Source organism: Streptomyces sp. NPDC057702 (assembly GCF_042799315.1).
In the GTDB taxonomy this organism is placed as follows: domain Bacteria; phylum Actinomycetota; class Actinomycetes; order Streptomycetales; family Streptomycetaceae; genus Streptomyces.
On sequence record NZ_JBHVJC010000021.1, the window covers coordinates 119,227 to 142,171 of the forward strand.

A 22,945-nucleotide genomic window follows, 5' to 3' on the forward strand; every position below is an offset into this window, starting at 1 on the left:
GGAGGCCGTCGAGGTGGCCGGTTCCCGCGCCAGCGATCGCGCATCGTCACCGTTCGGCTGCTCACTGTCAGTGGTCCGTGGTCTGATGGTCGGGCACGACGAGGAGGCGTCCCGGGCGGCGCCGCCCCCGTCGTGCCGGTAGAGGCGGCGAGGACGGCGGGGGAGACACGATGTGGGCTCGTGGGGTGTGGCGCACCCGCAGTGGGTGGGGGCGGACGGAGTCGTGCGGGTCGGGGACCGGCGCGTGTGGGTGGACGTGGGTGACGGTGGTCGGCGGGGGACGCGCTGCCACGCGGTCGGCCCGCAGCGGGTCCAGGTGGCTGGGTGCTGCGCGCGGCCTTTCGTGGGCCGGTGCCATGACCACGCACCGGCGGGGAGGCGGGCGATGAGCCGACGTCCGGCGCCCCGGTCACCACGCCGTGGCGGCCGACCGCCGGCCCGTAGGCGTGGCGGGCCCCGTCGACGGCGTACGACGGCGGCGGTGCGGGCGCGCCAGCGGCTCCTGGTGGGTGTGGCGGCGGCCGTGGTGGTGGTCGTGCTCGTCCGGTGGCTCGTCGCGCACTGGTGGGTCGCGGTCGTGCTGGCCGTGGTGGCGGCGGGAGCGGGCGGGGTCGTGCTGTGGCGCGTCCGCGAGCGCGCGGCCTGGGCCCGGGCCCGGGCCGGTGGGCTGCGGCTCAGCCTGGCGGAGCTCGACGCCCTGCACCACAGCGAGTTCGAGACGGTCGTGCGGGACCTGATGCGCCGGGACGGCTGTCGCGCGGAGCGCGTCGGGGGCCGGGGCGACGACGCCTGCGACGTGAAGGCCGTCGACCCGGCCGGCCGGGTCTGGGCGATCCAGTGCAAGCACCGCAGAGACGGCGAGCGCGGCGCGGCGGTGGGTGTCGGCGTACTCCAGCAGGTCAACGGGACGGCCCGGCAGGTCCACGGAGCCGACGTCGCGGTCGTGTTGACCAACGGGCGCTTCTCCGCGCCGGCCATACCCTGGGGCCGGACCCATCACATCCACCTCGTCGACCGGCGGCGCCTGGGTGACTGGGCGGCCGGCTCCCGCCCCCTGTGGGAGCTGGTGGCCCCCGTCCCACCACCGCGCCGCCCCGCGCCCCCGCCGTGAGCGGGCCCCACCGCGCGGGCGGGACCCCTCGGGACGCGGGCGGCTCACCCGGCCCGCGCGCTCGCCCGTGAAGGCGTCACGGTGACGTACGTCGCCAGCCGCGTGGTCACTGTCGTCAGCACACACGCCGGGATCACACCGGACCTTCGGGCCAGGGAAGGCAGGACATGACGCGGAACCACCGCACCCCACTCCCGCTGGACACCTCCACGGCCCACCCGGCGCGGGTCTACGACTACATGCTGGGTGGCAAGACCAACTACCCGGCGGATCAGGACGCCGGGCGGGCGATGCGTCGCGTCTGGCCGTCGCTGTCGGTCTCGATGTGGCAGAACCGGGACTTCATGAGCCGTGCCGTCGCCTACCTGGCCCGCGAGCACGGCATCCGTCAGTTCCTCGACATCGGCACCGGCATCCCCACCCACCCCAACCTGCACGAGGTGGCCCAGGGCATCGCCCCGGAGAGCCGGATCGTCTACGTGGACAACGACCCGATCGTGCTGGCCCACGCCCAGGCCCTGTTGGACAGCACCCCGCGCGGGCGCACCAGCTTCCTGCGGGCCGATCTGCGCGACCCGGAGGCCATCATGACCTCGCCGGAGGTGCGCGACACCCTCGACCCGTCACGGCCGACGGTCCTCAGCGCCATCGCGGTCGTCCACTTCCTCGAAGACACCGACGACCCGTACGGTGTCGTGCGCCGACTGCTGGACCCCCTGCCCAGCGGCAGTTTCCTCGCCCTGACCACCGCCACCGCGGACTCCGCGCCACGACAGATGACCGGCGTGGCACGGGAGTACGCACGGCGGGGCATGACCATGCGGCTGCGCTCGTACGCACGCTCCCGGGCGTTCTTCGCCGGCCTCGACCTGGTCGACCCCGGCGTGGTGCTGGTGCACCACTGGCGCCCCGGCAGCGCGCAGGCCAACGTCCCGGACCGCCACGTCGCCATGTACGGCGGCGTGGCGCGCAAGCCATGAGCGGGCCGGCCCCCGGCCCACCAGGCCAGGGGCCGAGAGCGTGCGGACGGGCGGCGTGCCAGGTCGTGGGGGCGAGGCGCCGGCGTGACGGCCCCGGCGACAGGGCCCGCGTCCGACGGCCCGCCCCCGACCTCCGTCGCCCCGGGGTGACCTGCTCGCCGACCGCGCCGTCGATGCCCTCGCGCAGCAGGTCGGCGTGCCCGTCGTGCCGCGCCCGCCCCTCGATCATGTGCGTCAGGACGGAGCGCAGCGAGCTGGTCTCCCCACGGAAGACCACCGCCGTGTCGATCGACGCGAAGGAGTCGGTGACGGCGCGGGAGTCCGCCTCGTGCCACCACGCGAACGCCTCGTCCACGTCGGCGCCGGCCACGGGGAACTCACCGAAGACGCCGTCCACCGCCGTCCACCGGCCGCTGCCCGACCTTCCCTGGGCCACCATGCGGAACCAACCGCGCTCCACCTCGGCCGCGTGCCGACCGGGTCCGGGCCGGGCCCGGGACGCCACGGGCGCCGGGCGGGGCGGCACCCGGCCGGGCCCGGGGCGGCCGTCGGGGGCGCGCGAGGCCGTGGGCCCGGCACGGAAGTGCCCTGACCCACGACCGTGAGGCGAACTGACGCGCCGGTGACGGGGGCACGGGTCGCGCCCGCTCCACGGGACCCGGCGCGGGGTGGCGCCGCACCGGAGGGTGGCGGCGCGGGAGCCGCTTAGGCGACCGTGGCGGGCGCGGGCTGGGTGTTGTCGATGTCGCCCTTGATCTGGTCGTGGACCAGGGAGATCCGGGTCCCCCAGTTCGGGCAGCCGCCGAGGTGGTGGAGGGCGATGACCTTGTGGGAGGAGGCGGCCAGCACGGGTGAGCCCGAGTTGCCGCCGGAGGTGTCGCACCGGTAACCGGTGTTGACTCCGGAGGACACGACGTCGATCTTGCAGGTGGCGCCGCCCTGCGACTCCTCGTACAGGGACAGCCGCTTGGGCGTGGTGTCACCGTGGCCCGGGATGTAGATGCGCTCGCCGGCCTTGGGCGGGCGCGGGTCGAGGTAGAGCGTGCCGTACCGCTGGACGCTCTCGAAGCTGTTGACGCTGAACAGCGCGTAGTCCAGGTCGGCCAGCGCGCTGAGCCTGATCAGCTGCTGACCGCTCACCTTCGTTCCGGGACCGGGGTTGTTGCCGCCGCACGTCGCGCACTGGTAGTCGAACTGGAACTCGCTGGCCCGCAGGTCGGCCGCGCTCTCCATGCAGTGCTGGTTGGTGAGCATCCGATTGGTGTTGCCCACGCGCCACGCGGTGCAGTGGCCCGTCCCCCTGAGCAACTGGCGCGCGACAGCGTTGCCACGCGCGTACTCGACGGGGTGGCTGGTCTGGTAGCAGGCGATGTCCCGTCGCGCGTCGGTGCCGCACACGCTGCGCGTGGACGGGGCGCGTGCGGCCCGCTCGGCGGCGTCGAAGCCACGGAAGTACCGGTCGATCTCCACGCCGTAGCCGGCACGGGCCAGCCGCCCGGCGTCACGCGGCCCGGCCGCGTGCAGGGTCACCACCGCGGTGTCGCCGTCGATCGAGAGCGCCGCGAACCCGGGGCCGCCGTGCTCGGTGTAGTCCGAACCCCGACCGAGGTCGGCGTAGTAGGTGTGGACCTCGCGTCGGTCGGGGGAGGCGACGGTGACCCGGTCGCCGTCGGCCAGCCTGAGCGAGGCGAAGTGCACCTTGACGTAGGACGCGCCGGGCGAGCGTATCTCCGTACGCCAGGACCGGCCGTCGGCCCCGTAGCGCAACCTCCGCTCGCTGGTCCGCTCGCTGCCGGCGGCGGCCGGCGCGGGCGACGGGGTGGCGGCGGCCGGCCGAGCGGCGGGGGCCGCCGTGGGCGCGGTGTCCGGTCGGGCGGCGGACGCCTGGGGTGAGGCGGGCCCGAGGCTGACGGCCACGAGACCGGTCACCGCGACCGCGAGGCCGGCGAGGCGGCCCCAACGTCTGGTGGAATCCATCACACACTCCTTTGTGGGGAAGGAAACGGGTGTCCGGCGCGCGCCGATGGTCCCCGGGTGCCCGCGCGCCGCCGATGCGGAGCCTGGCACACGCGGTCGACGCGGAGAACTCCCAACTGGCCATAACATCGCGTCAGTTCGACCAGGCCGGATCGCGGTCAGCGGTCACGGGTGCCCGGCGCGGATCGCCCCGTGCCGGGCCGCGCCGGTCGGATGCGGGCGTTCACCCACCGGGCGGGCGGGGGGACGCGCTAGGGTCGGCCGTCATGCGCGTTCTCGTTCTGGGTGGCACGTCGTTCGTGGGCCGTGCGGTGGTCGACGAGGCCCTGCGACACGGCGTGGAGGTGACGCTCTTCGGCCGGGGCAGGACCGGTGTCGACCTCTTTCCCGACCAGATACGGCTCATCGGCGACCGGGACAGCGGCGACTACCGCGCGCTGGGCCGGGGCCGTTGGGAGGCCGTCGTCGACGTCAGTGGCTACCTGCCCCGCCACGTGGGGCAGGCGATGGACGCGCTGGGGGAGCGGGTCGGGCGGTACGTGTTCATCTCCAGCCACGCCGTCTACCAGCAGGCCGGCATCGGCCCGGGCTCGGACGAGGACACACCCCGCCGCGCGCCGGTCCGCGACACCGAGGAGATCGACGGCGAGACCTACGGTCGACTCAAGGTGGCCTGCGAGGACGACGTACTGGCCCGCTACGGTGACCGCGCGACCCTCGTGCGGCCGGGCAGGGTGGCAGGCCCCCACGACCCGTCGGACACCTTCACCTACTGGGTGCGCCGAGCCGCGCGCGGCGGGCGCCTCGCGCTGCCGGCCGACCCCGAGCAGCCGGTCCAGGTGGTCGACGCCCGGGACCTGGCGCGCCTGGTGCTGCGGCTGCTCCTGGACGACCGGTCGGGGGCCTTCCACGCCGTGGGCCCGGCCGAACCGGTCACGCTCGGCGGCCTGATCGCCGTCTGCGGGCAGGTGGCGGGAAGTGATCCGGAGGTCGTACGCGTGCCACCGGAGGCCGGCCCGCCCATGTTCCCGCTGGTGCGCGCGGTGTGGTCGACCCAGCAACGCAGCGCCGCGCGGGCCCGGGCGGCGGGGCTGACGGCCACACCGCTCGCGGTGACGGTGGCGGACGTGCTGGCCTGGGACCGAGCGCGTGGCATGCCGCCGATGACCCGCGGCTTCTCGCCACACGAGGAGGCCGCCGTGCTCGCACGCCACGCTGGCCACACCCCCGACGCGTAGCCCTCCCGGTCGCCACCCCGACAGGCTGACCCACCCGGCACCGCCGAGCCCGTTCCTGGTCGTCGCGGCCGGCGCGCCCTGTGCCTCGCGCTGCGGCCCGAGTCCGCGCGACACAGCCGGTGCCCGTGCGCCGCGCATCCACCGGCGCGGCAGGTGGCGGTCGGGTGGCCCTGTCGCGGTCACGGCGCTCGATGAGGGTGGGTCAGGACGCCCCAGCCGATACTCGCGCGCGGCCCCCGCCCCCGCAGCGGCGATTTTCGGCCTCCCCTTCCGTCCTCCCGGTCATGGCCGCCGGGGTGGAGGCGGTCACCGGGCGCACCCCGGGGCACCCACCCGACACAGCCCACCCCGGCACACTCCCTTGCGACGCACTCCGCGCCGGCCGGGTGGCGGACCGTGACGCGAGCCCCGGCCCGCCGGGACGCGCCGCCCGCCGGGACGCGCCGCCCGCCGGGCCGCGCCGCTCGTCGGGCCCGTCGGCCCGCGCCCCGGCGCGGGACGGACCGGCACTCGCCCGCCGCGCGCGAAGCGTGACCCGTACGCACACGCCCGGCGCGCTCGCACGCCGGTCCGTCGTACGCGGCGGTCGGGTGTGTCCCGCTGGTGCGCGAGGGGGCGTCCGTGTGACGCTCCGTCAGAACAGGCCGTGCGGGCGAACCCCTTGGCGTTAATTGGTCTGTACCTAAGCGGGGGGAGGCAGCACGCTTCTTGACCAAGACATGTCATGCAGTTTCGTCGTCCCAGGTATCGGAAGGTGCCCACCATGTCCCCACACCGCTCGGAGCAACCTCCGTCCACCGGTTCCGGCCTCGGACGCCGTTCGTTCGTCGGGTCGCTCGGCGCCGGCGTGTTGGGCGCCACCGTGCTCGGCGGCGGGGCGTCCGCCGCGCAGGCCCACCCGGCGTCCGCCATCGACGGGGAGGGCGCGGCCGAAGTGCGGCACGCCTTCCTCGGCACGTACGGCAGCGGCATCATCACCTGCACCTACGACACCGCGACCGGCGCGCTGACCAGGACGAGCGCGTTCGCCGGGGTCACCGATCCCTCCTTCCTGGCGCTGGCACCCTCGGGCAAGGTCCTGTACTCGCTGGACAACGGCGGGCGGCAGGGCGCCGTCCGGGCCTTCACCATCGGCGCGGACGGCAGGCTGACCGCGCTGGGGCGCGCGCAGTCCACCGGCGGGGCCAACGTCACCCATCTGTCGGTCCACCCCGGCGGGCGCTACCTGCTCAGCGCCAACTACGGTGCCGGCAGCGTGGCCGCCCACACCCTCAACAGCGACGGCAGCGTGGGCGCGCGTACCTCGCTCGTCCAGCACGTCGGCTCCGGGCCCGACCCCTCCCGCCAGGAAGGGCCGCACGCACACCAGATCCTCACCGACCCCAAGGGTGCCTACGTCTTCGCCGTGGACCTCGGCACGGACAAGGTCTACACCTACGCGCTCCAGCCCGGCAGCGGCGTGCTGCGGTCGGTGTCCGAGCTGAAGTCCGTGCCGGGCGCCGGCCCGCGCCACATGGTCTTCCACCCCACGGCCCCGTACGCCTACGTCGCCAACGAGCTGAACAGCACCATCACCGTCTGCTCGTACAACCCGGCCACCGGTGTCCTCACCCGTGGCGAGAGCCAGCCCACCCTGCCGGGCGGGACGGACCCGGGCACCCGCAACTACCCCTCCGAGGTGGTGATCTCGGCCGACGGGCGTTTCGTCTACCTGTCCAACCGCGGTCACGAGAGCATCGCCCGGTTCGCCGTCTCCGCTGGCGGCGCCACCCTGCGCCTGTTGGACACCGTGCCGTGCGGGGGCTCCTGGCCCCGGCACATCAGCCTCTCCCCGACAGGCGACGTGCTGTTCTCGGGGAACCAGTACGGCAAGACGGTCGGCACCCTGACCGTCAACAAGGAGACCGGCGCCCTGACCCGCTCCGGGAACCCCTTCTCCACCGTCTCCCTGGGGTGTGTCCTGCCTGTCTGACGCGGGATGCGACAGCGCGCGGACGGCTTCGGGTCGGGCCGTCCGCGTGCCGTGTCCCCACCACGGCTCCCCGGGCGCGGCGGCGCCGAGCTTCGGACCGTGCGTCCGGGGTGAGCCAGGCTGGAGGACGGGCGCGGGCCGGTGGGTGAGCCGATCGGACAACCCGCGCCCTTCTCGTGCCCGAACAGCCGGCCGGGTGAGCACCCCACGTCGTGAGGGGCTGCCTGGGTCGCCCCGACCAACCCCGCTCGCGACCAGACCACCGGAGCCACCCGACCCGCGCCGGGCCCGTGGCGAGCAACCCGCGCCGGACGGGCCCCGCACACGGCGCGAGCACGGCACCCAGCCCCGCGACCGTAGGCTCTCGCAGCCGTGCAGCCGTGCAGCCGTGCAGCCGTGCAGCCGTGCAGCCGTGCAGCCGTGCAGCCGTGTCGCACGGCGACGGTGGTGGGCGGGCGGTGTGGTTCCCCCGTTGTGGTGGTGCCGCTCGTCGTCGAGGGGCTCAGCGCTACGCTGTCGGCCCGCCGAGGGGGCGTACCGGATCGGCTGTGCGGGCCGGGCGGCCAGCGGCGGCGACGCTGACGGCCCGGCCCGACGTGGTGGGTGACGGGAGCGTGTGGCCCCGCCGGATGGGTCCCCGACTAGCTGATGTTCAGGTCCACGCAGGCGTAGAACGCGTTGGACGTGTCGGCGATGTTCCACACCGCCAGCATCTTCTGCTTGCCGGAGATGTTGCCGAAGTTGACCTGGTGGGTCACGGTCGAACCAGGCTGTGCCCCGTGGTCGTTGAACTCGGCGACCTTGGTGCCACCCACGAAGTACTGCCAGGTGCTGGTGGAGTGGCGGGCGGTCAGGCGCCAGTTGAAGCTGGTGGAACGGCTGACCGGGGTGACCTTCCAGCCCTTGCTGTCGTTGTCCAGCTCCGCGAAGCGGCCGTTGCCGCCGCTGCAGCTCCGCAGCCCCTTGGGGCCTTCCACGCTCTGCGGCTCGTACTTGATGGCGCCGCAGGAGACGGTGCCGGCCGCGCACTGCGCCTGCCGGCTGGGGGGCGAGGAGATGTAGCCGTGCGCGCTGGCCGAACCCGAGGGCAGGCAGACCGCCAGGATCGGCGCGATGGCCGCGCCGAGCGTGATGGCCAACTTCTTCTTACCGTGCATGTCGGCTCCTTCGGTGGGGGGCTCGCCTGTGGCGGCGAGCGATGTCGCGGGAGGCGTGGCGCGCGGCAGTGTCGGGTGACAGCCGGGTGTGGGGGCATGAGGCGTCGGCGGCCGTGCGGCGGCCCGCGTCTCCTACTTGGTCTAGACCGTACTGCTTGTCGGGACACGGTCAAGGGGTTGTTCGCGGCGAACTTCCGTCGGCGCGACGGCGGCGACGAGGTGGCGAGGTGGCGGAGCCCCCGCCCGTGCGGTGACGGACGTGCGGCCGTGCGCGGGTGCCGGCCCGCCGTCGCGCGATCCGCCGGGAGTGACCCGCGCGGGGGCGCCCCGCCACCGCGCCGTGGCGTCGCGCGCGGACGTCGCGCCCAGCGGGCGGGCATGCCGAAGGGGCTGCCCGCGACGGGGCGGGCAGCCCGGGGGTGACGGGCCGGCAGGTGGGTGCCCCGCCGGCCCGTCAGCCGTTAGGTGAGGGGATCAGCAGGCGCCGAGGTCCTGCCAGACGCCCCACTCGCCGGTGGAGCCGGGCTCCTCGCCCGTCGTCCACCACTTGGCCTTCCAGTTGTGGCCCTTGTGCGAGACCTGCTGGCCGCCGGTGTAGACCGTGCTGGCGGACCAGGGGCTGGCCGAGCACTCGCTGCCGTTGTCGCCGACGACGGTCAGGGTGTACGAGGCCGAGTGGCTCACCTCGGCGCCCGCACCGGTGACGCTGATCGTGTAGGTGCCCGACTTGACCTCGGGTGCTGCGGTGAAGGTGAGCGTGGAGGTGCCGCCCGCCGTCACGGAGCGCGGGCTCAGCGAGGTGGCGATGCCCTTGGGGGCGCCGCTGACGCTGAGGTCGATCTTCTGCGCGTCGCCGGCCGTCACGGCGGTCGACACCGTCGCGGTGGCCGTGGCGCCAGCCTTGACCGAGCCGGAGGTGGGCGTCGTGGTCACCGAGAAGTCGCTGGTCGGCGGCTTGGACCCGCTGGTGAACGGCGCGAAGATACGGCTGAAGTCCCAGGTGTTCTGCTCGATGCCCGAGCAGTCGTTACGGGCGCCGCCGCCGGGGCAGCCACCGTTGTCGCGCTGGAGCGCCCACATCGACAGGGTGTTGATGTTCTTCTTGACCGCCCAGTTGTAGACCTGGGTGGCGTTGGCCAGCGTGAACGTCTCGGCCGGGCCGAAGTCGTCGACACCGGGCATCTCGGTGACACCGACCATGCCCCACAGCTGCGCGTCCGACTTGTCGGGGTAGAGCCGCGCGAGCTGGTCGTGCAGGCCCTGGGCCGCGGTCTCGGTGTCCTTGGCCATGTCGTGGGGCTGGTTGTCGTAGTAGTCGAACGTCATGAGGTTCGCGACGTCCACGCGCGTGCCGTTGCTCACCGCGTTGCGCAGCAGCGCCAGGCCGCTGTCGGCCAGTCCGCGCGTGGTGGTCGGCAGGGTGTAGGAGATCTCCAGCTTGCGCCCGTTCTGCGCGGCCCAGTCCTGGACCTTCTTGATCGCCTTGTTGCGCCGGTCCACGCTGGCGGTGTTGTCCAGCGCGTTGACCTCGATGTCCATGTCGAGTCGCGAGATGTCGTACGTGGTGATCACCTTTTGGTACGCGGCGGCGATCTTGTCCACGTCGGTGCAGCTCTCGGCGATCTCGGTACCGGTGGTGCCGGCCGTGTAGCCGCCGAAGGAGGGGATGGCGTCGCCGCCCCTGGCCTGGAGCGTCTTGATGTCCTCCCCGAAGGTGGCCGGGGCGATCGGCGTGCTCGTGCTGCCGTTCCAGTAGGGCGTGCACGAGCCCTTGGCCTCGGTCTGGATGAAGGCCATCGTCAGGTACTTCACGTTGGCCTGTTTGGCCAGTTCGGCGGGGCTTTCGCCGGTCCAGGCCTCGAAGTAGGGGGCGAAGACGCGGGCCGGCAGCGGAGTCGCCGAGGCGGCCGAGTCACCGGCCGTGGCCTGGGCGGCGCCGCCGCCGACCACGGTCAGTCCCGCCGCGACCACGGCGGTGACGGTCGCGGCCAGAGCCGTACGAAGCGAGCGCTTACGTCGCATGTTTGTCCAAGCTGAGTGAGAAGGGACCGCCAGGGATTCCCGGTGCGCAGCGGTTGGGAGTTATGGAATATCCCTGCCGTTATGGGCATGTCAATGGTCTGAACCAAGATAGGACTAGACCAATTCGCGCCGGTGTGACACCCGTCGAAGTCACCCCGTCCGCCCGGCGCCACCGCCCTCCGCGCGACGCCACGGCCCGCCAGGGCCATATTCCAGCGGCACATCAGGGCACACGCCGCCGACCGGGCCCCCGCCCCAACTCCCGCTCGACGTCCACCGGATGGCCTCGCGACCCTGCCTCCCGAACGAACCACCGCGCCGATCTTCCCCCCACCCGCGCCCCGATGAGACCCCCTCAACTCGCCCCCGCCCACCCCGATACACCGTCGAGACACCCCAGGGACACCCTCGTGAGCGCATCACCGCGACCCCACCCCGGGCGCCCGTGCCGGGCCGCCGGTAGGCTCGCGTGCCAGTGCGAACCGAGGGGGCCATGGAAGGGTTACGGGCGGCGGACCCGCCACGCATAGGGGAGTACACCGCACTGGCCAGGCTGGACCCGGCGAGTCAGCCGCGCACGCCGCCAGAGCGCCGCTACCTGGCGCGCGGCCCAGACGGAGCGCACACCCTGTGGGTCAGCCTGCCCGCACCGGGCGCCGACCCCGGCCGCTGGGCGGCCGAAGCGCGGTGGGCGAGCCAGGTGGACCAACCCGGCTTCTGGCCGGTGGCCCGGCTCGGCGGGACCGCCGCGTTCCCCTGGCACGCCTCCCCGTACCGGCCGCTCCTGCCACTGACCTCCGCCCTGGCCGCGCACGGTGGCCCCCTGCCCGAGAGCACGGTGCGCGCCATCGGCGCGACGCTGGCCGAAACCCTCGCCTCCGCACACGTCCTTGGTCTCACCCACGCCGGCGTGTGCCCCGCCGCCGTACTGCTCACCGCCTACGGCCCGTTGCTGGGCTGTTTCGGGGCGGTGCGCGCCGCGGGGCCCGACGGCACACCGCGCGCCGGCCTGCCCGGCGTCGACCCCGAGTGCCTGGCTCCCGAGCACCTGGCCGGCGGGCCGCTGGATGCCAGCGGCGACGTGTACGCCCTGGGCGCCGTGTTGGCGTACGCGGTGACCGGCCATGCCGTGCCCGAGCGTGACGAGATCCCCGCCGGGCTGCGCGCGCTCGTCCTTGCCTGCCTCTCGCGCGATCCGCGGAGTCGCCCCGAACCCGCTTACCTGCTGCGTGAGTTGGCGCCCGGGGCCGGTTACGGAACCCTGGCCGGCGCCACCGAGCCGGTGTCCCTGCCGGGCCGTGTCGTCGCGGCCCTGTCCGACCAGGCGGCACGCGTACTGGCCGCGGAACTGCCCACGTCCCCCACCGAGGTGCTCTGAAGCGATGCTCTCCGCGCTCCGTCACGATGACCCGCACACCATCGGTCCCTACCGGCTGCTGGCCCGGCTCGGCGGCGGTGGCATGGGCACCGTCTACCTGGCCCGCACCCCGGGTGGGCGGGTCGTGGCCGTGAAGACGCTGCACGAGCGGCTGGCCGCCCAACCGGCGCCGCGTACCCGCTTCCGACTGGAGACGGACGTGGCGCGCGTCATCGGAGGACGCCACGGCGCGGCCGTCCACGACGCCGACCCGACCGCGCCCCGGCCCTGGCTGGCGACCGAGTACGTCATCGGGCCGCCGCTGGACGTCGGCCGTACGGGTGGGTGGCGCGCTGCCGACGGCCGCCGTCCGCGCGGTGGGTGTCGCGCTGGCGGAGGGGCTGGGCCAGTTGCACCGCTCGGAAGCGGTGCACCGCGACCTCAAACCGTCCAACATCCTCCTGACCGCCTCCGGGCCCAGGATCATCGACTTCGGCATCGCGCGGGCCATCGGCACGGAGGGTTTCACGGACGTCGGCGAGAGTGTCGGGACCCCCGCCTTCATGTCGCCGGAGCAGGCGGCCGGCGGCGTGCACGGGGCGCCCGGTGACGTCTTCGCGCTCGCCGGCGTCCTCGTCTACGCCGCCTGTGGCCGAGGCCCCTTCGGGGTGGGCCAGCCCGCCGAGCTCCTCTTCCGCGTCCGCCACGCCGACCCCGATCTCGGCGGCGTGGCACCCGAGTTGATGCCCACCCTCGCCCGCTGTCTGGCCAAGGACCCCGCCCACCGACCCACCCTGGGCGAGTTGGCCACCGCGCTGGGCGCGGGCGACAACCCGCTGCCGTGGGTGGACGCGCTGCCGGACGCCGTGCTGCGGGAGATCGCCCGCCGTGGCGCCGAGGTGTGGCGCACACCCCCCAACCGGCTCCCGCCCCCGCCCCCCGACGCCCCGCCCCCCACCACCGAGACCACCCCCGCCCGCCCCGGCCCCTCGCGGCGCCGACTGCTCGCGCTCGCCGGCGGCAGCGCGCTCGCCGGCGCCGGCCTGGCCGGCGGCGGGGTGTGGGCCTGGACGGCGGACCGAAGGAGGGCGGGCGGGGCCGCCGCTCCGGCCAGGCCCACCGCCACCAGGCAACGGCCACCGGCCCGGGTGTGGACCTTCCCCGCGCGCTGCCCCGACACCTACGCCGACGTCCTGACCACGCGACACGGCCTGGCGATGCCCGCCGGAGTCGTCCTGGCCGGCGTCAACGCCGAAAGCGGGCAGGGCACCTGGCAGGCCAACATGTACGACGGATGGCGCTGGACCACCGACGGCACCAGGGTGTACGCGCTGCGCGAGCACGACGAGGGCCGCACCCTGGCACTCGGCGAGATCGACCCCGCCAGCGGTGAACTCGGCCCGCCCCGGGTGGACCTGGCGGACTTCGCCGGCGACGAGGACCGCAACCAGCTTCTGTGCGCCACCGACGACCACGCCTACCTGGCCGCCCGCACCACCTCGGACAACCGCTGGCACCTCGTCGCCGTCGCGCTGCGTACCGGCCGCGAGGTATGGCGCCGCCCCCTGGACGGACCGACCGAGCAGCGCCAGCCACCCCTGCTCGGCGGCTCGGTCACCGACGGCGACCTGTTCCTGTGGCGCGAGGAGCCCTACTCCGCATCCATCGAGGTGGCGGTGCGCGGCACCAGGGACGGCCGACAGCGCTGGTCACAGTGGGAGAGCTACGGCAGCGTGCCGCCGAGTCGCATCGTGCGCGACGCGCGCCACGTCTATCTGTGCGACGAGGGTGTGACGGCCCGCGACCGCTCCGACGGCAGACTCGGCTGGCTCTTCGGCGACCGGCGCGACGTCGGGGACAGCGCGGGCGAGACCCGCCTCTACGGGGCACCCGCCCTGCGCGACGGCGTCCTGTACTGCACCGAGGGCGACCGCGGAGTCGTCGCCGTCGACGCCCTGACCGGCAGCCTCAACTGGCTGGAGAAGGGTCTCCAGGGCCGACGCCTCCACCGCGACGTGCCCCCGGTGGTCGGCGAGAGGTACCTGTACAGCCTCGACGACCGGGGCCTGCGCGCGGTGGACCTCCGCACTCGACGCGCGGTGTGGACGTACGAGACCGACGCCACGGTGCTCACCCCCGACCACGCGCGCCAGCGCCTGTACGTACGCGAACAGCGCGAGACCTTCGCCCTGCCCCTCGCCTGACCCCTGCCGTCCCACCCCTACCCGCCACCGAGCCACCCACCGGAAGCGAGCGACCCACCGCACCCACACCGCCGCGCCACCCACCCGGCAGCGACGAACACCCCCCTCGAAGGAGGACACCGCGTGAAACCGCTCGGCCCCGGAGACCCGCTGCGCCTGGGCCCCTACCGCACGCTCGGCGTGCTCGGCGAGGGCGGCATGGGGAAGGTCTACCTGGGGCGCGACGCGCGCGGGCGGCCCGCGGCGGTCAAGGTGCTCCTGCCCGAACTCACCCAGGACCAGGACCTGGCCCAGCGCTTCGTCCGCGAGGCACGCACCGCCGGCGCGGTCACCAGCGAGGGCGTGGCCCGCGTGCTCGGCGCCGAACTCGACGCGGGCCGGCCCTGGATCGCCAGTGAGTTCCTCGCCGGCCCCACCCTGAGCGACGCGGTACGCCGGTACGGGCCGTTCGGCGACGCCCTCGTGCGCGAGGTCGCCCGCTCCCTGGCCCACACCCTGCGGGACATCCACGCCACCGGCCTGGTCCACCGCGACCTCAAGCCGTCGAACGTCGTCCTGACCTCGCGCGGCCCACGGGTCATCGACTTCGGCATCGCCCGCCCCGAACACGGTCTGACCCTCACCCGCACTGGCCAGATCCCCGTCACCCCCGGATACGGGGCTCCCGAACAGGTGCTGGGCCGTCGGGTGGGACCGGCCGCCGACGTCTTCTCGCTCGGCGCGGTGCTCGCCTTCGCCGCCGCCGGCCGACCCGCGTACACCGGGGCCGAGGTGGCGGCGGTGCTCTACGAGGTCGTCCACGGCGAGCCGCACCTAGGACAGGTACCCGAGCCGCTGCGCCCCCTCCTCGCGCCGTGCCTGGCCAAGGACCCGGCCGCCCGCCCCCGGCCGGAGCAGGTCGCCGACGCGCTCCGACCCCCCGCCGGCAGCCAACGCCTGTGGCAGGTCGGACCGTTGGCCGACGAGATCCGCGCACGCGAGGCCGCCGCCCGACTCCTGGTCGCGGAGGAGAGCGCCGCCGGCCCGCCACCCGACCACCCACCCACGGCCACCGCCGACACCGCCCGCCCTACCCGCAGGCGCCTGGTCTGGAGCCTCGCGGGCGGCGGCACGCTGCTGGCCGCCGGCGCGGGCGGCGTGGCCTGGTGGCTCGCCCGCGAGGCCGACACACCCTCGGCCGACCCGTTCGACATCCCCCCGGCCGCGACGGTGCGACCCGCGCGCCTCGGCTCCGACACCGGCCCGCCACGCCCCCTGTGGGGCCCGCTGACCGAGGTCGCCGACGCCGGCTCGCCCCGACCGCTGCCCGTACGCGACGTGGTGGTCTTCGCCGCCGCCGGCGGCGGCATCGCCGCCCACCAGGTCACGGACGGCCAACCGCGCTGGACGGCGGGCGAAGCGCGCGCCGGCGCGGGATACCTGTCCATCGCCGACCGGCTGGTGGCCACCGCGGACGACGACGGAGTGGTGCGCACCTACGTCGCCTCGACCGGCGCCCCCCGCTGGAGCGCGGACGTGGACGCCGGCGCCCTGCTGGCCGCCGACGCCGACCATGTGTACGTACTCACCACCGAGGGCGCCGTGCGCTGCGTACGCACGGCCGATGCCCGGGTGCGATGGACGCGCCGCCCGCCCCTGGCACTCACGGGCGGGCAGTCGGCGGCGGCGCTCGGGGCGGGCCTGCTCGTGGTGTGCGCGGCCTCCGGGGACGTGGCCGCCGTGCGCACCCGTGACGGCGTCAGGGCGTGGGTACGCCCCGGCCAGGCGGCGGCGGCCCTGCCCCCGGCCGTCGACGGCGGCACCGTCTTCCTGGGGGGCCACACCCTCGCGGCCATCCGCGCCAGCGACGGAAAGGCGCTGTGGACCCACGCCCCCCTGCACCCCGTCCGACGCGGAAGCTACGGCTTCGGACCACCCGTGGTGGCCGGCGGCACCCTCTTCACCCTGGACAGCGAGGCGCTGCGCTCTCTGCGGCCCGACGGCGAAGAGGCCCACCCCGCCGCCTTCGTCTCCGGCGTCGCCCCACCCTGGCAGCCGCCGGTGGCACAGGCCGGCAGCGTCTGGGTGGCGGAGAGCCGTGACAGCGGCGTCAGCGGCCTCTCCCGGGTCAGCTCCGGCGTCATCCAGACCTACCCCCTCACCGGCGACCAGGGCCGCACCCTCGCGGGGGCCGGGAACCGGCTGTTCGTCCTCAACGCCGGCTCGCTGCTGGCCCTGCCCATCTTCTAGGCGTCACCCCGCGCGGATCACCCGGTGCGCCCGCCGGCACGGCCCGCCTCTTCACCACGGCGAGCCCGAACCCGCGCCGCGCCAGGGGTGCCGGTCGGTGGCCGGCGGCCCGGATACTGCGGACATGGAACTCGTCCTCTTCATGACCCTGCCCGGGTTGGTCATCGTGCTCACCCTGCTGGCCTTCGTCGACCAGTTACTCCTCCGCGCGGGGCGTGCCGGGATGCTGCCCTGGCGTGGCGCCGCGCGGCAGGGCCAGATATCGGCCACCGGTTTCGAGCAGTTGCACGCGAGCCTGTCCCCGGGCAAGCAGAACGAGTTGAGAGAACGGCAGTCCGCCCTGGTCCTGCCGGACGACGAGGACGACGGGGCCCCACCGAACCGGACCACGGTGGACCTGACCGCCGGCACGGCGATCGTCCGTATGCCACGCACCGAGCGGTAACCGCCCAGCCCCTCGCCCCACCTCGGGGGACGGACCCGCGCCCCCTCGCGGTGACCGCGTGGCGTGGTCGACCCTGCTTGTCTGCGCGGCTGGTTGTCTGCGTTACGTCGCGCGTTCACGGGCGGTGCCGGCGAGGGCCGAGGCGACGGCCCGGCGTACGGTGTCCCGCTCCGGCGGGGTGGCCGTACGATCCGCGAAGAGCAGATGTCCGGTGCCCACCAGCATCGGGGCCAGGGCCTCGACATCGGCGTCGTCGGCGAGCCGACCCCGCTCGCGCTCGGCGGTCAGATACGTGGCGATCACGGCGGTGGCCTCGGTGAGGACCGGAATACCGTGGGGTGTCGTCGTCCGGAGCCGGGCACGGACCTCGTCCCGCGAGGTCACCAGTCCGACGACGGCGACGGCGACGGCGTCGAACAGTTCCCCCAGCGCGTCGGTGAGGTTGTCGACCAGGCCCGCCCGCCCGACCGCGCGCCGCAGCGCCGCCGCCTGGTCATCCAGACGCCGGACGCGCTCGCGGACGAGCTCGGCGAGGAAGGCGTCGAAGTCCGCGAAGTGCCGGTGCAGGACACCCTTGGCGCACCCCGCCTCCTCGGTCACCGCCCGGCTGGTCAACGCGCTCGGCCCGGCCCGCAGCAGGATGCGCTCGGCGGCCTCGAACAGTCGCTCCCGCGCGTCGTGGAGCGCCACTCCGGTCGGCATCGTACGTCGTCCCCTCGCCGTCACCGCCCCACTCTTGACGAGTGGGCGACCGCCCACCAATAGTGGGCGCATGCCCACCATACCGTCGGGGGTCACCCCCGCGCCGCGACCCGAACCCCACCACCTCCGCGCCATGGCCCAGTCGTTCGGCGTCGACGCCGAACGCTACGACCGCACCCGACCCCGCTACCCGGAGCGCCTCCTGGCCCGGGCCGTGGCCGACACCCCCGGCCCACGCGTCCTGGACATCGGCTGCGGCACGGGCATCCTCGCCCGCCAACTCCAGGCCGCCGGCCGCACCGTCCTCGGCGTGGACCCGGACGCGCGCATGGCCGAGCTCGCCGGCCGGCTGGGAGTCGAGGTGGAGGTGGCCACCTGGGAAGCCTGGGATCCGGCCGGCCGCGCCTTCGACGCCCTCGTCGCCGGCCAGGCATGGCACTGGATCGACCCGGTCGCGGGCGCGGCCAAGGCCGCCCGGGTGCTGCGCCCGGGCGGCAGGCTGACCGCGCTGTGGAACGTCGTCACCCTCCCACCCAAGGTGGCCGACGCCCTCGCTGACGCCTACCGGCGCTTCGTACCCGCCCTGCCCGTCGTGGACCAGCAAGCCACCCTGACGGCGTACCAGAAGCTGTTCGCCAAGGTCGCCGACGGCATGGAACAGGCGACCGGACTCGACACCCCGAAGCAGTGGTCCCACGCGTGGGACCACCCCTACACCCGGGCAGCCTGGCTGGAGCAACTCCCCACCCACGGCCCCCTGACCACCCTCCCGCCGGACCAGTGGGCGCGGGTGCGAGACAGCGTAGGGGCGGCCATCGACACCCTGGGTGGCGGCTTCACCGCGCGCTACACCACGGTCGCGGTCAGCGCCGTCCGCGCGACCTGACACCCTCGGCGCGCCGCCATTGACCGACGTGCGAACCCGCTCGGAACCGTGGCGGCCGACACCCGCCAGCCACCCCGCCCCGCCCGCCGCGTACGACACCGGCCGGGCACGCTCCCCGCGAGCCGGCCGCGACAGAGTTCACAGCCGGTGCCGGGGCGCCGTCCACTCGTGCGGCCAGCGCAACCACATGCCCGGCTCGTCACGCTCCCCGCTGGGCGGGGACCAGATGAGCGTCTCCCGGGGCAACAGAATGCCCCGCTCGCCCCAGCCGGCCAGCGCCGGCCCCGGCCCGCGCCCCGGCACACTCCCCACCGGGTACGGCGCCTGCCCCAGCGCCTCCAGCCGCGCCAACGCGTCACACAGGTCCCGGGTCGCCCGCTCCACCTCGGCCCGGCGATCGCCCCTCACGAGTGCGCCCACTGCCGCGCGGGGATGACGGCCCACACCTCGCGGCTGACCCGCCCACGGCGCGTCCCCCACTGCTGGGACAGCGCGTCCACGATCAGCAACCCACGCCCTGACTCCGCCAGGGTGGCCACCTCCACGCCGGCGTCCTCGACCGGTCGCCGCGCCTGTGGAACCGTGTCACCCACCGGCCCCCACACCCCCAGCCGCAACCCCGCGGGCGTACGCCGAAGGTGACACCACACCATGCGCAACCGGCCCCGGTGCCGGCCGTGCTCGACCGCGTTGGTCACCAACTCGCTGATCAGCAACGCGGCATGCTCGATGGTGTGCTCGTCCAACCCCCAGTGCTCCAGGGCCTTGCGCACCTGTCTCCGAGCGATGGCCGGCCCCTCCGGCTCGGCGGGAATCCAGCGGCGACACGCACAGTCCGGCCCAGTGCCGCGCTGTGACGAGGGTTCCTCTGGAAAGCGATAGCTCATACGCTCAACCATGCGCGCACATTGCACACTTGGCAATATGTGACTATCGGGAATCTCGCACCACCGAACGCCTCGCCCACCCGGGCGACGAACAACCCATACGGGGAGGAAAACGTGCCGCAGCGGCCACGTCCCAGCCCCACGCTGGAGCACCGCGTGGTGGCGAAACGGCTGCGCAGAGTACGCGAGGAGGTCGGCCGCAGCGTCGCACAGGCCGCCGAGGCCGCGGGAGTCGCGCACACCACGGTCTGGCGCCTGGAAGAGGCGAAGACCTCGATCGACCTCGGATTGATCGAGCAGCTCCTGACGCTCTACGGACTACCGCCCGCCGAACGTGAACGCCTGGTGGACCAGGCCGCCGCGGCGGCCAGACCCGGCTGGTGGCACCGCCGCTACCGCCCGGTGATGCCCCGCGACTACCAGGAGTGGATCGCGCTGGAGAGCGCCGCCTCCCTGGTACGCGTCTGGCACCCCGCCCTCGTCCCCGACCTGCTCCAGACCCCCGACTACACCGCCGCCCTCCACCAGGCCCAACACCCCGGCCACAGCGTCGAACAACGCGACCTCGCCGTCGAACTCGTCGCCGAACGCCAACGCCGCCTGAGCCAGCGCCAGGCCCGCCTGTGGGCCGCCCTCTCCGCGACGGCCCTGCACACCACCGTCGGTACGCCCGAGGTGATGCGCGCCCAACTCCAGGCCCTGGAAACCCTGGCGGCCCGCCCGCGCGTCACCCTCCAGGTGCTGCCGCTGGCCACCGGCTGGCACTCGCTCACCGGCGCGCCCCCGGTACGCCTGCTCCGCCTGGACGTGGACGAGATCGGTGACCAGATCCTGCTCGACCTGCCCGGCGGCACCACCATCATCGAAGCCCCCGAAACCGTGGCCACCTGGCGCCAGCGGCTGGACGCCACCTCCGCCACGGCCGGCTTCCCCGGCACCCCGATATCCGACCTCATCGCCCCGACGACCCGCTGAAGGAGCCCTACCGATGACCCACCACGCCACCCCCGCAGGCCGCCCGCACCCGCCCACCGGCGTGGACCCCACGGTTCCCCACCCCGCGCGGTTCTGGAACTACATGCTGGGCGGCAAGTACTGGTACCCGGCGGACCGACAGGCCGCCGAAGCGGTCATCGCGCAACTGCCCGAGGTGAGCGAACTCGCCCTGTCCGGCCGCGAGTTCCTGTGGCGATCCGTTCGGTGGACGGCCCGCGAGGCCGGCGTCCGTCAGTTCCTCGACCTGGGTGCCGGCCTGCCCGCCGAACCCAACGTCCACCAGATCGCCCAACGCCACCACCCCGACGCCCGCGTCGTCTACGTCGACAACGACCTGATGGTCAGCATGTACCAGCAGGCGTATCTGGACAGCACCCCACAGGGCCGAACCGACTGCTTCATCGCCGACATGCGCGACACGGCCGACGTGCTGCGCCAGGCGGCCAAGACCCTCGACTTCAGCCAGCCCATCGCACTGATCTTCTCCGACAGCCTGGGCCTGATCGCCGACCACGAGGAGGTCTACAGCCTGGTCAGCGAGTTCGTGAACGGCGTCGCACCCGGCAGCTACCTCATCATCAGCCACTCCGCGCCCACCTCGGACGCCGTGGTCGCCTCCGAGCAGCAGTACAACGACCAACCCGGGGTCATCCCCTTCACCCTGCGCGACCGCGAACAGATCACCCAGTTCTTCGACGGGTTGGAGATGGTGGAACCCGGCCTGGTCCTCATGCCCGACTGGCGCCCTGACAGCGACACCCTCCCGGCCCGCGCCGGCATCGGCTACGGTGCCGTCGCCCGCATACCCTGAAACCACCACCGGGCCCCCACGCGAGGCGCCCCCCCACGCACACCGGGCCGGCCCCCACCTCACCGGGGCCGGCCCGACACCACGCTCGCCGAGCGTGCCCACACCCTCGGACGAGAGGTCAGGAACCCGTCGCGGCCTCGGCGGCGTCCGCCACCGGAGCATCACCCGTCGACGCCTGGTCGGCCGCGGCCGAGTAGAACACCGAACGCCCCTGGGTGGTGCGCTGCGCCTGGTTCTTGGACACCAGGTGCTCCAGGCTCTCGCGCACCCCGGCCCGACTCCAGTCCTGGCCCGGATGACGCTCCTGCAACGCGGCGGTCACCTCGGTGGCCGACCGCGGTTCGCCGTGCTCGGCCAGGTAGTCGGCGATGGTCTGCCCACGCTGTCCACGCGCCGGCGCCTCGGCCTTCTTGGCGACCGGCTTCTTGCGCGTCTTGGCCCGACCGGTCGAGCCCTGCCGCGCCGCCCGCCCACCGGCACGGGCCGCCGGAGCACGCCGCGCGCCGGGCACAGCCGCCGCCGCAGCCGCCGGCCGCTCCACCTCCTGGCCCGTGGGCCCGTCCTCCCTCTGGTCGTCGTCGCCGGAGGTGCCGACGTACGTGAGCAGCAGGGCCTTCGACGACTCCAACTGCTCCAGCCGGTGCCGCAACCCGGCAAGCTGGCTGACCAGTTCCTCGCGCTCCTCGTCCATGTGCCGCAGCACGGACTCCACCGAGGCGGACGGGTCCAGGGGCAGCGGGGGAGTGCTCTTCCGACGTTGGGCTGTCACGTGCTCTCCTGCGTTTCGGGGGATGTTGGCCCTGGATGCTACTCATGAAACCCCGCCGCGCGCTGCCACGAGCACCCGCGAATCCCACGGGAGTTCCTGCCAACCCGAGGCCGAGCCACCACCCGACAGGCCCGCCGTCACCCATCCCACCTGCGCGTTGTCGCCCCCAACTGGGCTCCCAGACAGCGCCATTCGTGTGTCAGGCAGCCCACTTGTGTCACCCGACACCTGCCCCGACGTCACCGGTTCGGGTGTCTCACACCACCCCCGGCACAGCCCCGTGGCACAACCACCAGCCCGCGTGGGACACCAACTCCACCTCACCACCCGCACCTTCCCCGCCCGCCCCCACCCTCCTGGGAGGCGGTCGAACACCCACGACGGCCCGCCGCGCAGCGGCCCACCCACCCCGATCACCCACCCACAACCCGACACGCCCCGCACCACCGACGGCAAGGGCGGTGCCTCGCCACCCGGCGCGTACCCCACCGGCCGGCCACCGTGGTGGCGCCGACGCCGAGCCGATCGACAGGCTCACGAAAACTCCCTACCGTGGTGATCGCGGGAGGCGCAGACTTGCGCCATGACCGACATGGGCGCGTTCCAGACAGCCATGGCCACCTGGGCGGCCGGCGGCCCCGGCGAGCCCGCACGTGACCTGGCCACCCGGCTCTCCCTGCGGACAGCCGTCCTCCTCGAAGGGCCCAGCGACCTCGCCGCGATCAACGCGCTGGCCGCACGCCGCGACCGCGACCTGGCGGCCGAAGGGGTGTGCGTCCTGTCGATGGGCGGCGCGATGAGCGTCGGACGCTTCGCCCACCTCCTCGGCTCACCCGGCCTCGGCCTGCGCCTCATCGGACTCTGCGACATGGGCGAGCGCCGCTTCTACGCCCGTGGTCTGGAACGGGCCGGCGACGCCGAGGCCGAGTTCTTCGTCTGCGCGGCCGACCTGGAAGACGAACTCATCCGCGCGCTCGGTGTGGCACGGGTGGAAGAACTCGTCCACGCCGAGGGAGACCTCCGAGCTCTGCGGACCTTCCTCCACCAGCCCGCCCAGCGGGGCCGCACCCCACAGCAACAGCTGCGCCGCTTTCTCGGCACGAAGAAGGGGCGCAAGATCCGCTACGGTCACGTCCTGGTCGAGGCCCTGGACCCCGACCACGTGCCCGCCCCCCTCCACGAATTGTTCGCCACCCTCTGAC

At 74.1% G+C, this 22,945-nt stretch carries 19 protein-coding genes and 1 pseudogene; 12 read left to right on the forward strand and 8 right to left on the reverse strand.

Annotated features, from left to right (window positions below; genetic code table 11):
- Positions 1–481: 481 nt before the first annotated feature.
- A complete protein-coding gene (locus tag ACFVFR_RS18000; protein WP_383702600.1) occupies positions 482–1,111 on the forward strand; it encodes a restriction endonuclease in 630 nt (209 codons plus the stop codon).
- A gap of 167 nt (positions 1,112–1,278) precedes the next feature.
- Positions 1,279–2,091, forward strand: coding sequence for an SAM-dependent methyltransferase (locus ACFVFR_RS18005; protein ID WP_383702602.1), 813 nt, complete (start codon positions 1,279–1,281; stop codon positions 2,089–2,091).
- A 178-nt stretch (positions 2,092–2,269) separates the two neighbouring features.
- Here the strand turns inward: ACFVFR_RS18005 and ACFVFR_RS18010 are convergent.
- Positions 2,270–2,617, reverse strand: a pseudogene (locus ACFVFR_RS18010) (DUF664 domain-containing protein); the annotation flags it as partial.
- Between the two features lie 179 nt (positions 2,618–2,796).
- On the reverse strand, positions 2,797–4,068 hold the full coding sequence (locus ACFVFR_RS18015) for a trypsin-like serine peptidase (protein ID WP_383702604.1): 1,272 nt from the start codon (positions 4,066–4,068) through the stop codon (positions 2,797–2,799).
- Positions 4,069–4,334: 266 nt separating this feature from the next.
- Between ACFVFR_RS18015 and ACFVFR_RS18020 the strand changes: the two genes are divergently transcribed.
- Entirely contained in the window at positions 4,335–5,306 is a 972-nt protein-coding gene (locus tag ACFVFR_RS18020) for an NAD-dependent epimerase/dehydratase family protein (protein ID WP_383702606.1), read from the forward strand.
- A 763-nt stretch (positions 5,307–6,069) separates the two neighbouring features.
- Entirely contained in the window at positions 6,070–7,278 is a 1,209-nt protein-coding gene (locus ACFVFR_RS18025; protein ID WP_383702609.1) for a lactonase family protein, read from the forward strand.
- Between the two features lie 641 nt (positions 7,279–7,919).
- Here the strand turns inward: ACFVFR_RS18025 and ACFVFR_RS18030 are convergent.
- Positions 7,920–8,435: a lytic polysaccharide monooxygenase auxiliary activity family 9 protein gene (locus ACFVFR_RS18030; protein ID WP_383702611.1), complete on the reverse strand. Its 516-nt coding sequence runs from the start codon at positions 8,433–8,435 to the stop codon at positions 7,920–7,922.
- Between the two features lie 474 nt (positions 8,436–8,909).
- Entirely contained in the window at positions 8,910–10,457 is a 1,548-nt protein-coding gene (locus ACFVFR_RS18035) for a glycosyl hydrolase family 18 protein (RefSeq protein ID WP_383702613.1), read from the reverse strand.
- Positions 10,458–10,950: 493 nt separating this feature from the next.
- On the opposite strand from ACFVFR_RS18035, the gene ACFVFR_RS18040 reads away from it, so the two are divergent.
- The 4 genes from ACFVFR_RS18040 (at position 10,951) to ACFVFR_RS18055 (ending at position 16,692) form a co-directional block, all read left to right on the forward strand.
- Entirely contained in the window at positions 10,951–11,835 is an 885-nt protein-coding gene (locus ACFVFR_RS18040) for a serine/threonine protein kinase (protein ID WP_383702615.1), read from the forward strand.
- A gap of 320 nt (positions 11,836–12,155) precedes the next feature.
- Positions 12,156–14,018: a protein kinase gene (locus tag ACFVFR_RS18045; RefSeq protein ID WP_383702617.1), complete on the forward strand. Its 1,863-nt coding sequence runs from the start codon at positions 12,156–12,158 to the stop codon at positions 14,016–14,018.
- A gap of 123 nt (positions 14,019–14,141) precedes the next feature.
- Positions 14,142–16,247 carry a protein kinase gene (locus ACFVFR_RS18050; protein WP_383702619.1) on the forward strand — a complete coding sequence of 702 codons (2,106 nt, stop codon included), beginning with the start codon at positions 14,142–14,144 and terminating at the stop codon, positions 16,245–16,247.
- Positions 16,248–16,371: 124 nt separating this feature from the next.
- Positions 16,372–16,692, forward strand: coding sequence for a DUF6191 domain-containing protein (locus ACFVFR_RS18055; protein WP_383702621.1), 321 nt, complete (start codon positions 16,372–16,374; stop codon positions 16,690–16,692).
- A 102-nt stretch (positions 16,693–16,794) separates the two neighbouring features.
- Here the strand turns inward: ACFVFR_RS18055 and ACFVFR_RS18060 are convergent, their stop codons facing one another.
- The gene (locus tag ACFVFR_RS18060; protein WP_383702623.1) at positions 16,795–17,394 is read right to left on the reverse strand and encodes a TetR/AcrR family transcriptional regulator; all 600 of its coding nucleotides are present in this window, start codon (positions 17,392–17,394) and stop codon (positions 16,795–16,797) included.
- Positions 17,395–17,464: 70 nt separating this feature from the next.
- Here ACFVFR_RS18060 and ACFVFR_RS18065 point away from each other — a divergent pair, with 70 nt between their 5' ends.
- The gene (locus ACFVFR_RS18065; protein WP_383702625.1) at positions 17,465–18,280 is read left to right on the forward strand and encodes a class I SAM-dependent methyltransferase; all 816 of its coding nucleotides are present in this window, start codon (positions 17,465–17,467) and stop codon (positions 18,278–18,280) included.
- A gap of 138 nt (positions 18,281–18,418) precedes the next feature.
- Here ACFVFR_RS18065 and ACFVFR_RS18070 read toward each other — a convergent pair whose 3' ends face one another.
- Both ACFVFR_RS18070 and ACFVFR_RS18075 read right to left on the reverse strand, forming a co-directional pair.
- Complete coding sequence (locus ACFVFR_RS18070) at positions 18,419–18,688, reverse strand: hypothetical protein (RefSeq protein ID WP_383702627.1); 270 nt, start codon at positions 18,686–18,688, stop codon at positions 18,419–18,421.
- A complete protein-coding gene (locus ACFVFR_RS18075; protein WP_383702629.1) occupies positions 18,685–19,179 on the reverse strand; it encodes an ATP-binding protein in 495 nt (164 codons plus the stop codon). The genes ACFVFR_RS18070 and ACFVFR_RS18075 overlap by 4 nt, the downstream gene beginning before the upstream one ends.
- A 102-nt stretch (positions 19,180–19,281) precedes the next feature.
- On the opposite strand from ACFVFR_RS18075, the gene ACFVFR_RS18080 reads away from it, so the two are divergent.
- Both ACFVFR_RS18080 and ACFVFR_RS18085 read left to right on the forward strand, forming a co-directional pair.
- Positions 19,282–20,142: a DUF5753 domain-containing protein gene (locus ACFVFR_RS18080; protein WP_383702631.1), complete on the forward strand. Its 861-nt coding sequence runs from the start codon at positions 19,282–19,284 to the stop codon at positions 20,140–20,142.
- 13 nt (positions 20,143–20,155) lie between these two features.
- A complete protein-coding gene (locus ACFVFR_RS18085) occupies positions 20,156–20,974 on the forward strand; it encodes an SAM-dependent methyltransferase (RefSeq protein ID WP_383702633.1) in 819 nt (272 codons plus the stop codon).
- A 118-nt stretch (positions 20,975–21,092) separates the two neighbouring features.
- Here ACFVFR_RS18085 and ACFVFR_RS18090 read toward each other — a convergent pair whose 3' ends face one another.
- Positions 21,093–21,743, reverse strand: coding sequence for a BlaI/MecI/CopY family transcriptional regulator (locus tag ACFVFR_RS18090; protein ID WP_383702635.1), 651 nt, complete (start codon positions 21,741–21,743; stop codon positions 21,093–21,095).
- A 583-nt stretch (positions 21,744–22,326) separates the two neighbouring features.
- Here ACFVFR_RS18090 and ACFVFR_RS18095 point away from each other — a divergent pair.
- A complete protein-coding gene (locus tag ACFVFR_RS18095) occupies positions 22,327–22,944 on the forward strand; it encodes a TOPRIM nucleotidyl transferase/hydrolase domain-containing protein (RefSeq protein WP_383702637.1) in 618 nt (205 codons plus the stop codon).
- The last annotated feature ends 1 nt before the right edge of the window (position 22,945 follow it).

Excerpts from the sequence above, each read along its gene's own strand:
- ACFVFR_RS18025 (WP_383702609.1), top strand. The coding sequence starts at position 6,070 with ATGTCCCCACACCGCTCGGAGCAACCTCCGTCCACCGGTTCCGGCCTC.
- ACFVFR_RS18020 (WP_383702606.1), top strand. The coding sequence starts at position 4,335 with ATGCGCGTTCTCGTTCTGGGTGGCACGTCGTTCGTGGGCCGTGCGGTG.
- ACFVFR_RS18075 (WP_383702629.1), bottom strand. The coding sequence starts at position 19,179 with ATGGTTGAGCGTATGAGCTATCGCTTTCCAGAGGAACCCTCGTCACAG.
- ACFVFR_RS18060 (WP_383702623.1), bottom strand. The coding sequence starts at position 17,394 with ATGCCGACCGGAGTGGCGCTCCACGACGCGCGGGAGCGACTGTTCGAG.
- ACFVFR_RS18065 (WP_383702625.1), top strand. The coding sequence starts at position 17,465 with ATGCCCACCATACCGTCGGGGGTCACCCCCGCGCCGCGACCCGAACCC.
- ACFVFR_RS18005 (WP_383702602.1), top strand. The coding sequence starts at position 1,279 with ATGACGCGGAACCACCGCACCCCACTCCCGCTGGACACCTCCACGGCC.
- ACFVFR_RS18040 (WP_383702615.1), top strand. The coding sequence starts at position 10,951 with ATGGAAGGGTTACGGGCGGCGGACCCGCCACGCATAGGGGAGTACACC.
- ACFVFR_RS18030 (WP_383702611.1), bottom strand. The coding sequence starts at position 8,435 with ATGCACGGTAAGAAGAAGTTGGCCATCACGCTCGGCGCGGCCATCGCG.
- ACFVFR_RS18035 (WP_383702613.1), bottom strand. The coding sequence starts at position 10,457 with ATGCGACGTAAGCGCTCGCTTCGTACGGCTCTGGCCGCGACCGTCACC.
- ACFVFR_RS18015 (WP_383702604.1), bottom strand. The coding sequence starts at position 4,068 with ATGGATTCCACCAGACGTTGGGGCCGCCTCGCCGGCCTCGCGGTCGCG.
- ACFVFR_RS18095 (WP_383702637.1), top strand. The coding sequence starts at position 22,327 with ATGACCGACATGGGCGCGTTCCAGACAGCCATGGCCACCTGGGCGGCC.
- ACFVFR_RS18055 (WP_383702621.1), top strand. The coding sequence starts at position 16,372 with ATGGAACTCGTCCTCTTCATGACCCTGCCCGGGTTGGTCATCGTGCTC.
- ACFVFR_RS18085 (WP_383702633.1), top strand. The coding sequence starts at position 20,156 with ATGACCCACCACGCCACCCCCGCAGGCCGCCCGCACCCGCCCACCGGC.